The organism is uncultured Campylobacter sp., assembly GCF_938040115.1.
Classification (GTDB): Bacteria; Campylobacterota; Campylobacteria; order Campylobacterales; family Campylobacteraceae; genus Campylobacter_A.
Map to the genome: position 1 here is coordinate 1 of NZ_CALHXD010000065.1, position 10115 is coordinate 10115.

The 10115-nt window shown below is 43.5% G+C and carries 20 protein-coding genes and 1 pseudogene; all 21 read right to left on the reverse strand.

The genetic code is table 11. The annotated features are described in order from the left end of the window. Positions 1–681: pseudogene (locus Q0314_RS02620) on the reverse strand (preprotein translocase subunit SecY); the annotation flags it as partial. Continuing rightward, positions 681–1082 (reverse strand): 50S ribosomal protein L15, encoded by a 402-nt coding sequence (gene rplO / locus Q0314_RS02625; RefSeq protein WP_002947096.1) that lies wholly within the window; start codon positions 1080–1082, stop codon positions 681–683. The pseudogene Q0314_RS02620 and the gene rplO, both read right to left, overlap by 1 nt. A 9-nt stretch (positions 1083–1091) precedes the next feature. Next, positions 1092–1535 carry a 30S ribosomal protein S5 gene (gene rpsE / locus Q0314_RS02630; protein ID WP_002943402.1) on the reverse strand — a complete coding sequence of 148 codons (444 nt, stop codon included), beginning with the start codon at positions 1533–1535 and terminating at the stop codon, positions 1092–1094. Positions 1536–1546: 11 nt separating this feature from the next. Further along, positions 1547–1903: a 50S ribosomal protein L18 gene (rplR, locus tag Q0314_RS02635; RefSeq protein WP_124851303.1), complete on the reverse strand. Its 357-nt coding sequence runs from the start codon at positions 1901–1903 to the stop codon at positions 1547–1549. 10 nt (positions 1904–1913) lie between these two features. Next, entirely contained in the window at positions 1914–2450 is a 537-nt protein-coding gene (gene rplF, locus Q0314_RS02640) for a 50S ribosomal protein L6 (protein WP_002943347.1), read from the reverse strand. A gap of 506 nt (positions 2451–2956) precedes the next feature. Beyond that, on the reverse strand, positions 2957–3352 hold the full coding sequence (gene rpsH, locus Q0314_RS02645) for a 30S ribosomal protein S8 (protein ID WP_002943159.1): 396 nt from the start codon (positions 3350–3352) through the stop codon (positions 2957–2959). A gap of 9 nt (positions 3353–3361) precedes the next feature. Next, entirely contained in the window at positions 3362–3547 is a 186-nt protein-coding gene (locus Q0314_RS02650) for a type Z 30S ribosomal protein S14 (RefSeq protein ID WP_002941532.1), read from the reverse strand. Position 3548: 1 nt separating this feature from the next. Then, on the reverse strand, positions 3549–4094 hold the full coding sequence (rplE, locus tag Q0314_RS02655; RefSeq protein WP_002947103.1) for a 50S ribosomal protein L5: 546 nt from the start codon (positions 4092–4094) through the stop codon (positions 3549–3551). 2 nt (positions 4095–4096) lie between these two features. Beyond that, entirely contained in the window at positions 4097–4333 is a 237-nt protein-coding gene (gene rplX / locus Q0314_RS02660) for a 50S ribosomal protein L24 (RefSeq protein WP_002943173.1), read from the reverse strand. Next, positions 4333–4701, reverse strand: coding sequence for a 50S ribosomal protein L14 (rplN, locus tag Q0314_RS02665; RefSeq protein ID WP_002947105.1), 369 nt, complete (start codon positions 4699–4701; stop codon positions 4333–4335). The genes rplX and rplN overlap by 1 nt, the downstream gene beginning before the upstream one ends. Next, positions 4701–4952 carry a 30S ribosomal protein S17 gene (gene rpsQ / locus Q0314_RS02670; protein WP_009494830.1) on the reverse strand — a complete coding sequence of 84 codons (252 nt, stop codon included), beginning with the start codon at positions 4950–4952 and terminating at the stop codon, positions 4701–4703. The genes rplN and rpsQ overlap by 1 nt, the downstream gene beginning before the upstream one ends. 10 nt (positions 4953–4962) lie before the next feature. Continuing rightward, positions 4963–5148 carry a 50S ribosomal protein L29 gene (rpmC, locus tag Q0314_RS02675; RefSeq protein WP_002953667.1) on the reverse strand — a complete coding sequence of 62 codons (186 nt, stop codon included), beginning with the start codon at positions 5146–5148 and terminating at the stop codon, positions 4963–4965. Next, positions 5135–5560: a 50S ribosomal protein L16 gene (gene rplP / locus Q0314_RS02680; RefSeq protein WP_002947109.1), complete on the reverse strand. Its 426-nt coding sequence runs from the start codon at positions 5558–5560 to the stop codon at positions 5135–5137. Before rplP ends, rpmC begins: the two co-directional genes overlap by 14 nt. Positions 5561–5562: 2 nt before the next feature. After that, positions 5563–6264: a 30S ribosomal protein S3 gene (rpsC, locus tag Q0314_RS02685; protein WP_009494829.1), complete on the reverse strand. Its 702-nt coding sequence runs from the start codon at positions 6262–6264 to the stop codon at positions 5563–5565. 1 nt (position 6265) lies between these two features. Beyond that, positions 6266–6598, reverse strand: a complete 333-nt coding sequence (gene rplV, locus Q0314_RS02690; protein ID WP_002947114.1) for a 50S ribosomal protein L22 — start codon at positions 6596–6598, stop codon at positions 6266–6268. 9 nt (positions 6599–6607) lie between these two features. Further along, entirely contained in the window at positions 6608–6889 is a 282-nt protein-coding gene (gene rpsS / locus Q0314_RS02695; RefSeq protein ID WP_002947116.1) for a 30S ribosomal protein S19, read from the reverse strand. 2 nt (positions 6890–6891) lie between these two features. After that, positions 6892–7722 carry a 50S ribosomal protein L2 gene (gene rplB, locus Q0314_RS02700; RefSeq protein ID WP_002947117.1) on the reverse strand — a complete coding sequence of 277 codons (831 nt, stop codon included), beginning with the start codon at positions 7720–7722 and terminating at the stop codon, positions 6892–6894. A gap of 1 nt (position 7723) precedes the next feature. After that, a complete protein-coding gene (locus tag Q0314_RS02705) occupies positions 7724–8005 on the reverse strand; it encodes a 50S ribosomal protein L23 (protein WP_002947118.1) in 282 nt (93 codons plus the stop codon). Between the two features lies 1 nt (position 8006). After that, positions 8007–8621, reverse strand: coding sequence for a 50S ribosomal protein L4 (rplD, locus tag Q0314_RS02710; RefSeq protein WP_124851296.1), 615 nt, complete (start codon positions 8619–8621; stop codon positions 8007–8009). Beyond that, positions 8618–9196: a 50S ribosomal protein L3 gene (rplC, locus tag Q0314_RS02715; protein ID WP_297936728.1), complete on the reverse strand. Its 579-nt coding sequence runs from the start codon at positions 9194–9196 to the stop codon at positions 8618–8620. Before rplC ends, rplD begins: the two co-directional genes overlap by 4 nt. 14 nt (positions 9197–9210) lie before the next feature. Further along, a complete protein-coding gene (gene rpsJ, locus Q0314_RS02720; protein WP_002947121.1) occupies positions 9211–9522 on the reverse strand; it encodes a 30S ribosomal protein S10 in 312 nt (103 codons plus the stop codon). Positions 9523–10115: the final 593 nt, after the last annotated feature.

The window sequence follows — 10115 nt, forward strand, 5'->3', positions numbered from 1 at the left end:
GCCCATCTCGACGTAGATAACTATGCCTACCGTGACCAAGATAACAAGCAAAATTACGATAACTACAAGGAAGTTCATCTCGCCCGTATTTACCAAATTTACCGTTCCGCCGATAGCTGAAGGTATGCCGCTAACGATACCCGCGAAGATAATAAGGCTGATACCGTTGCCGATACCGCGCTGAGTGATCTGCTCGCCTATCCACATCAAAAGCATAGTTCCAGTTAACATCGAAGCTGCCGCAATCGCGATAAATAAATTCATATCTATCATTATCGCGTCCTCTCCGCCTCTACCGTGAAGGCTCTGAAGCCCCATACTAACGCCCACTGCTTGAACAAGGGTAATAATAATAGTAGCGTAACGGATGATCTGCATATATTTTTGCATGCCGTCGCGGTCTTTTTTCATCTTGCCTAAATTTGGGAAAGTAGCCGCTAAAAGCTCCATAATAATCGATGCTGTGATGTATGGCATAATGCCTAGAGAGATGATGCTGAGGCGCTCTGCAGCCTTACCGCTGAACATATTAAATAACCCCAGCGCGTTTGCGGAATTCGAATCGAAAAACTCTTTAATAACATTGACGTTTACGCCAGGAACCGGCACGTATGCCAGTATCCTGTAAGCAAATAAAAATGCCAACGTGATTAAAATCTTGTTGGTCAATGTCTTATTCATTACGCACGTCCGCTAACGGTTACGTTCTCGTCTTTGATTTTCGAAGCCAAATCTTTTGCGCTCACTCCGATCAATTTGATTTTCTTGACGCTGCTTGAAATTTTATGTACGGTAGCGATAGTAGCGATAGTGATCTCACTTAGCTCTTTTACCGCAACGATTTTTTCTACGTTGATTACGTAAGGTTTCTCAAATTTAGAAGCGAAGCCTACCTTTGGAAGGCGTCTTTGAAGCGGTTGCTGACCGCCCTCGAAGCCTCTTTTTTCATTGTAGCCTTTTCTAGCTCTTTGACCTTTGTGTCCTTTGCCCGCTGTTTTACCTTGACCGCTACCTTGACCGCGACCTAGTCTTTTGATTTGTCTAGTCGAGCCCTCGGCAGGTTTTAAATTTTCTAGTCCCATATCTTCTCCTTAGCCTTTAAGCATGCTTAGCGCTTTTAAAGTAGCGCGAACGACGTTTGCCGAGTTGTTTGAGCCAAGCGATTTTGTTAGGATGTCCTTGATGCCCGCAAGCTCTAGAATAGGACGAGCACTACCGCCCGCGATCACGCCCGTACCTTCGCTAGCAGGGCGAAGTAAAACGCGGCTAGCGTTAAATTTAACCTCTACGTCGTGAGGTATAGTCGAGCCTTTTCTTTTTACCTCGATGATGTTTTTAAACGCGTCGTCGACGGCTTTTCTCATAGCGTCCGGCACCTCTTTTGCTTTACCGAAGCCAAAGCCCACTAGGCCGTTTCTGTTTCCTACTACGACAAGAGCCGTAAATCTAAATCTACGACCGCCTTTTACGACCTTTGTAACGCGGCCGATATCAACCATTACTTCTTCGAATTCTTCTCTGTTATATTTTTCCATAGCGATTTTCCTTATAGTTTGATACCGTTTTCACGTAATGCGTCTGCAAAAGCCGCTACGACTCCGTGATACAAATAGCCGTTTCTGTCGAATAATGCCGTTTCTATTTTTTTAGCTTTTAGAGTTTTTGCAAATTCTTTAGCCAAAGTTACGGCGCCTTCTTTGTTTGCTTTTACGCCTAGTTTTCTGCCGTCGGCTGCCGCTAGAGTTACGGCTGCTACGTCGTCGATAGCTTGGACGTAAAGAGTTCTGTTTGATTTGAAGATAGAAATTCTAGGCAATACCGCAGTGCCGGAAATTTTGGCTCTGATTCTTCTTTTTCTCTTGATTCTAAGAGCGAGTTTTCTTTTTAATACATTTGCTGTCATTATCTATCCCTTACTTCTTAGATGTCTTACCGGCTTTGCGGATGATGCGCTCTTCTACGTATTTAACGCCTTTGCCCTTATATGGTTCAGGCGGTCTGTACGCCCTGACTTGAGCTGCGATCTGGCCTACCACTTGCTTGTCGTCGCCTTTGATGGTAATGATGTTTTTCTCTACGCTGATTTCAACGCCTTTTGGCACTTCGTGATTTATCGGGTGAGAAAATCCTAAAGTAAGCTCAAGTACCTGGCCTTTAGCAGCGGCTTTGTAACCGACGCCGTTGATCTCAAGCTGGCGAACAAAACCTTTTGTGATGCCGATGACGATATTGTTTGCAAGCGCTCTATAAGTGCCCCAGTAGGCTCTATCTTGTCTCTCGTCGCTCTTTGGAGAAAATACTATGTGAGCATCTTCGACTTTGACGTCTACGTGCCCTTTTGTGTCAAGCTCTTTTAAATGAGCGCCTTTTTTAAATTTAAGGACGTTGCCTTCTACGCTGACCTCTACTCCGCTTGGAATAGCTATCGGCTGTTTTCCTATACGTGACATTTTTTTCCTTTTTACTTGTCTAGGGTATGTCTACTTTTACGAATGGATACCGCAATACCATAAAAATAGAAATGAATCGAAGCGATAAAAACCGCCTCAAACACTTTAATTTTCTCGTCAAATTTGACTTACTTTTTTTGGATCTACTTCCTAAAATTTGCCGTCAAATTTGACATCGTCGTTTTTAAATTTAGCTTTGGCAAATTTGGATAAATTGGCAAGTCGAGCTAAATTTGGGAAGCTTTTTAAATTTAAACTTCCGATTTTAAATTTTAGAAATTTGACGGCGAAAATTTTTCGTAAATTTTATAAACTACAAAAAGATGCCTAGTCAAATTTCATTTTAAGGCAATCCGAAACGCCACCTCGTCGTAAATACGACAAGACTACCGAATCAGACTACATTTTAATGATATCAAATTAACATCTTGCTACAAAAACAAGCCCATCAATTCAAACTTTATTTCAAAGTAATCTAAAACGCTACCCCGTAGCGTTTTAGACAATTACCACACAGAGCAGAGGATTTCGCCGCCTACGCCAGCTTTGTGAGCGTCTTCATTGCTTAAAACGCCTTTGCTGGTGCTAACGATGATCGTTCCGTAGCCGTTTTTAAATCTCTTGATCTCGTCTTTTCCCTTATAAACGCGGCGACCCGGGCTTGATACGCGCTTAAGCTCGTTAATCACGCTTCTACCGTGCTCGTCATATTTCAAAACTACGTTTATAAATTTCTTTTTATCTTCTTCTACGACGTTGTAGCTCTCGATATAGCCTTTAGCCGCAAGGATAGATAAAGTAGCCTCGACGACGTTTGAATGAAGAAGCTTTGTAGTTTCAAGTCTTCTCATTGCGGCGTTTCTAATGCGAGTTAGTCCGTCTGAAATTAAGTCGTTTAACATTTCTCTTCCTTACCAGCTTGCTTTTTTTAGACCTGGGATTAGTCCCTCGTTAGCCATTTTTCTTAGGCATACGCGGCAAATTCCAAAATCTTTATAAACCGAATGCGGACGTCCGCAAATTTGGCATCTCGTATAGCCGCGAACCGCAAATTTAGGCTTTCTGGCAGCCTTTGCTATCATTGATTTTTTCGCCATATTACTTTCCTTTCGCAAACGGCAAACCAAATAGCTCAAGCAATTTGAATGCCTCTTTGTCGCTGTTTGTCGTCGTGACTATAACTATATTCATACCGTGAGTGCGTAAAATCTTATCGTACTCGACCTCTGGGAACATTAGCTGCTCGTTAAGACCGAAGTTGTAGTTTCCGCGTCCATCAAAACCGTCTTTTGGAAGGCCTCTAAAGTCCTTAACTCTCGGTAGCGCGATAGAGATTAGTTTGTCTAAAAACGCAAACATATTCTCTTTTCTAAGCGTTACTTTTACGCCGACAGGGAAACCCTCGCGCACTTTAAAGCCAGCAACCGATTTTTTAGCGTCGGTAACTACGGCTTTTTGTCCGGCGATTAGCGAAATAGTATCGGCGATGTTTTGAAGTTGCTTTTGATCTTTAGCCGATTCACCAGCGCCTACGCTTATCACGATCTTTTCGATCGCAGGGATTAGCATAGGATTTTTGATGTCGAATTCTTTAGCCAAAGCAGGCTTTACGACCTCGTTATATTTAGCTTTTAATCTATTCATTTTCAGCCCTCAACTTTTGCAACGTTTGAGATATCAATAGGCATCTCTTTATTGATAAAGCCGCCGTTTGGGGTCTTTTCGCTAGGTTTTATAGCTTTTTTAGCCACCTTGCAGCCCTCGACGATGACTTGTCCTTTTTTGGCTAGGACGGATAAAATTTTACCTGTTTTACCTTTGTCGTCGCCTGCGATGATCTTAACGGTATCGCCTTTTTTTACTTTAAATTTAACATTAGCCATTATAACACCTCCGGAGCAAGCGAAACGATTTTCATAAAGTTAGCATATCTAACCTCACGGCCGACCGGTCCAAAGATACGAGTACCGATAGGCTCGCGTTTGTTATCTAGGATGACGGCTGCGTTTTCGTCGAAGCGGATTAGCGAGCCGTTATCTCTTTGAACCTCTTTTTTAGTTCTAACGACGACCGCTTTTACCACTTGACCTTTTTTGATCTTACCATTTGGAAGCGCCTTTTTGACCGAGCAGATGATAACGTCGCCAAGCGTCGCGTATCTTCTCTTGCTGCCGCCCAAAACTTTAATGCACATTAGCTCTTTCGCGCCGCTATTGTCAGCAACCGTAAGCCTCGTAAAAGATTGTATCATTACTCAACCCCCGTCGCTAAAATAGTCTTTAAGCGGAAAGATTTTCTCGCGCTTAGCGGTCTGCATTCGATAGCTACGACCGTATCACCCGCTTTTGTTTCGTTCTTTTCGTCGTGAATCATATATTTTTTAAAGCGTTTTACGAATTTGTGGTATCTTGGGTGCATAACGCGTCTCTCAACCAAAATCGTAGCCGTCTTATCGCCGGCCTTTTGTAAAACAACACCTTGAATTTCTCTTTTTAATGCCATTTCTCACCCCTTACTTTGAAGCGCTAATTGCAGTGTTGATTTGCGCTATTTCCTTGCGGACGGCGCTAATCTCGTTAGGGTTGCTTAGCTGCATAGTTTTTAGCTTTTGTCTTAAAGTAAATAAAAGCACCTTTTTCTCTTTCAATAACGCGTTAAGTTCTGCAACGCTTTTGTCTTTAATATCAGTATATTTCATTTTCACTCTCTCGCGTTACGATTTTAGTCTTAAACGGAAGTTTGTGGATGGCTAGAGTTAGAGCTTCACGCGCTAATTCCTCATCTACGCCCGCCATTTCAACTATTATACGACCTGGTTTTATATTCATAACCCACTCTTCGACTCCGGCTTTACCTTTACCCATACGAGTTTGTAGAGGCTTTTTGGTTAACGGCTTATCTGGGAAAACTCTGATCCAAGTTTTAGCCTGGCGTTTTACGTGGCGGGTTAGAGCCACACGAGCCGCTTCGATCTGGCGCGAATTTACGCGGCCTGCTTCTACGGCTTTTATTCCGATCTCGCCCATAGCAAGATCAGCGCCGCGAGTAGCTTTACCGCGGTTTCTGCCTTTCATCTGTTTGCGAAATTTAGTTCGTTTTGGCATCAACATGATTATTTACCTCTTCTTGCTCTGCGCGGTTTTTTATCGGCTTTTTCTTCTTCGTTCTTTTCAGGTTGAACGCCTTTTTGAAGAACCTCGCCTTTAAATATCCACACTTTTATACCTATGTTTCCATAGGTCGTATGCGCTTCAGCAACGCCGTAATCGATCTTAGCTCTTAGAGTGTGAAGCGGAACGCGACCCTCTAAGTACCACTCGGTTCTAGCGATCTCAGCGCCGCCAAGACGTCCAGCAACTGAAATTTTGATACCTTTAGCACCTGATTTTTGAGCGCCTTGGATAACTTTTTTCATCGCACGTCTAAATGCAACGCGTTTTTCAAGCTGCATAGCTACGTTTTCCGCAGCTAGCTGAGCCGAAGCTTGAGCTTTTCTTTCTTCTTTGATATTTACGTTTACTTCTTTGTTGATCAGCTTTTGGATATCCTCTTTAAGCTTCTCTACGTCAGAGCCCTTTTTGCCGATGATAATACCAGGGCGAGCTGCTACGACGGTTACGCGAATTTTCTTAGCGGTTCTCTCGATCAAAATTTGAGAAACGCCCGCGTAGTAAAGTTTCTTTTTCAAGAAAGCGCGAATTTTGTAGTCTTCGCCGATATTTTCAGCCAAAGTTCCTTTAGCAGGAAACCATCTTGACTCCCAGTTGCGGTTTATTCCTAGTCTTAGACCTATCGGATTTACTTTCTGACCCATATTACGCTTCCTTCTTTTCAGGTTTAGATACTTCTACTAAGATATGAGAAGTCGGTTTGCGGATTCTGCTTGCGCTTCCTCTCGCTCGCGGTCTAAATCTTTTTAATACTGGGCCTGCATCCACGCGGCAGCTTGTCACGATAACCTCTTCAGGCTCAAATCCACCGTTAGCTACCGCAGAGCTGATAGCCGTAGCGATAAATTTGGCGCCGCGGTTTGGCATAAAGCTAAGGCTAGCTAGCGCAAATTCGGCGTTCATGCCTTGTACTTCTCTTGCGATTAGTCTGGCTTTAGTCGGAGATAATCTTACGAATTTAATAATTGATTTGCTCATCTTATCCCCTTACTTACCGATTTTCTTTTGCACTGAGCCTTTGTGACCCTTAAATGTGCGCGTAGGAGCAAATTCGCCTAGTTTATATCCGATGTGGTTTTCCGTAACGTATACTGGAATGAAGCTCTTGCCGTTATGAACGTTAAACGTTAGGCCTATCATTTCAGGCACTATCGTGCTGCGTCTAGACCATGTTTTTATCGGCTTGTTGTCGTTAGCTTTTTTAGCGGCAACGACTTTTTTCATTACATGCTCATCGACAAAAGGTCCTTTTTTGAGTGATCTTGCCATCTCTATTTACCTTTCCTTCTTGAAATTATAAGCTTATCGCTAGCCTTTTTGCGGCGAGTCTTAGCACCTTTAGTCGGTTTACCCCATGGAGTAACAGGATGACGGCCTGAGTTTTTCTTGCCCTCACCACCGCCGTGCGGGTGATCTACCGGGTTCATCGCTGAGCCGCGAGTTTGAGGACGGATACCTCTATGGCGATTACGTCCGGCTTTACCGATAGTTACGTTCGCCCAATCTTCGTTACCTACTACGCCGATACTAGCCATGCACTCTGCGAGTACTTGTCTCATCTCGCCGCTTGGCAAGCGAAGCATTACGTATTTTTCCTCTTTACCCATTAGCTGAGCATAACCGCCGGCTGAACGAGCCATCTGAGCGCCTTTGCCTGGTTTTAGCTCCACGTTGTGTACGATAGTACCAACCGGGATGTTTCTTAGTTTCATCGCGTTGCCAGGTTTTATGTCTAGACCTGCCTCGGCTGCTGCTACGATATCGCCAACGTTTAGCCCGTTTGGTCTGATGATGTAGCGTTTTTCGCCGTCTTTATAAGCGATAAGCGCGATGCGGCAGTTTCTGTTCGGATCGTACTCGATAGCTTCGACTTTACCTTCGATACCGAATTTGCGGCGTTTAAAGTCGATGATTCTATAAAGCTTCTTCGCTCCGCCTTCTTTATGTCTAGAAGTTATTCTTCCGTTGCTATTTCTACCGCCGCTTACAGGGATCTTTACAAGTAGGCTTCTCACGCTAGGTTTAGCGGTGATGTCCTCGCTTGATAAGCCCGTCATAAATCTGCGGCTAGGTGTATAAGGTTTATAGGTTTTTATCGCCATCTTACGCCTCCGTGTTTTCTAGGCTTGAGCCTTCAGGCAACTGAACGTAAAATTTCTTTATCTCGCTTCGTTGTCCTTCTCTTCCTTTGAAACGCTTAACTTTTCCGTCGATTCTAAGCGAATTTACGCGAAGCGGCGTTACTCCAAAATACTCTTTCAAAATTTCTTTCAGCCTGTTTTTAGTCATCTTAGGCGAAGTTTGTATGACGACCACGCCTTGCTCTTGAAGACCGAGAGTTTTTTCCGTATATAAAATCGTTTTGATATCAGTTATATCTGCCATTTCAGCCCTCTTTTATTATAGATTCAAGTGCGGCCTTCTCGATAACGACGGCACCGTAAGTCGCCACTAAGTAAGCGTTTATCTCGCTCGCATCGATTAGATAGCAGTTTGATAAATTTCTAAACGCCAGTAGCGTGTTGTCGTCAAGCAGATCTTTTACGACCAAGGCATCTCTCAAATTTAACGCGCTGATTACTTTAGCAGCGTCTTTAGTCTTACCGCTTGCGATCTCTATGCTATCTACCGCGAAAATTTTACCCGCGTTAGCTTTTTCGTTTAGCGCGAACTCAAGCGCCAATCTTTTTTGCTTTTTATTGACCTTTTGGAAATAGTTTCGCTCGTTGCTCGGACCAAACGCCACTGCGCCGCCTACCCAGACGTTAGTTCTGGTTGAGCCCGCTCTAGCGCCGCCGCGACCTTTTTGTCTCCACGGTTTTTTACCGCCGCCGCTTACGAAAGCTCTGGTTTTGGTGTGAGCCGAATTTGAACGCATACCGGACAAATAAGACTTAACGTAAAGATATAGGTTGTGCGGGTTAATCTGGGCGTAATTAGCCGGTAGATCAAGCTCGCTAGCTTTTTCAAATTTTTCGTTTAATACGCAAACTTTACTCATTTTACTATCCTTATTCTGCCCATTGCGCCGTTATAGCCAGCGACGCTGCCTTTTAAAACCAAAATTCCGTTTTCGGCGTCAAAGCTTACGATCTCGTTTTTAACGGTAACTTTTTCGTTTCCGGTGTGTCCGGCCATCTTCATACCAGGCTGAACGCGTCCCGGCCACTCGCGGTTACCGATAGAGCCGTGTCTTTTGTGGAAGCGAGAACCGTGACTTTTTGGACCGCCGCCAAAGCCGTGTCTTTTTACGACGCCTTGATAGCCTTTACCTTTTGAGCTGAAGCTAACTTTTAAAATTTTAGCCGAGCTAAGCGGACTAAAATCAAGATCGCCCGCCTCTTTATTGGCGACTTCTAGGGTTGCGAATTTATTAAATTCTGCCGTTAGGCTATATTTTTTTTGCTGACCCTCTATGGCTTTATTTTTTGCTTTACCTTTAGCATAAGCTACTATCGCGCTGCCGCATTCGCTCACTTCGCAAACTTTAGCGTTTACGACTTTTAGAAGCGTAACGGGGATGCTCGGGTTGTTTACCGTCCTGCTCATGCCTATTTTTTCTACGATATATTCCATCTTTCACCTCGCCTTTATTTGCCCATCGCGCGGACTTCGACGTTAACCTCAGGGGCTAAGTCAAGCTTTGTTAGCGAGTCGACGGTATCGGGCGTAGCCGCTACGATATCTAGCATTCTAGCGTGAATTCTCATTTCAAACTGCTCGCGTGAGTCTTTGTTGATGTGTGGTGATTTTAAGACCGTGTAGCGTTTGATCTTCGTAGGCATCGGCACCGGGCCTCTGACGTCGGCGCCCGTTCGTTTGACAGCTTCTACTATGGCTGCAACTGTGCGGTCGAGAACTCTATGGTCATAAGCTTTAAGCTTAAGCCTGATTCTTTCCATTTTCTTTCCTTTGAATAGAACTTGTCGCAAACATACGACACTTCTTACTTGTGTAAGAGACTTGGATTTTATCCAAATGGCTTTTTAATGTCAATATTTTGAGCAAATTTGATGAAATTTAATAAAATTATTTCCTTTTTATAAGGAAGTTTTTGCAGATTTGACTGAAAATTTGATGCTGGAAATTTAGATTTGATTTTGGGAGAATTTGGACAGATAAAAATCGTGTCCAAATTTTAAATAATCATCTTGAGCCTTGTTTTAAAAGCTCGTACATTGCGCAGGTTAGTTGCCAAAGTTTAACGCCTCCTTCAAAAGATTGAACAACATTGTCGGTAGCCCCGGCAGCGCATGCTCTTTGATAATATTTCATTGCGTCGTTTTTCTCATTTATTTCTAAATATACATCGCCCAAAAAGCTGCAAGCAGTAAAATCCGGCGTGATGTCGCAACTTTTTTAACACGCCCAAATCCCTCCAAAAACGCTTGCTTCTCATTTATGCCTGAAACATGCTTATTGATATACAAAATCCAAGATTTCTACAACCGAGCGCGTCGTTTCCGATGTCGCAAGACTTAGTATATAACTCAAA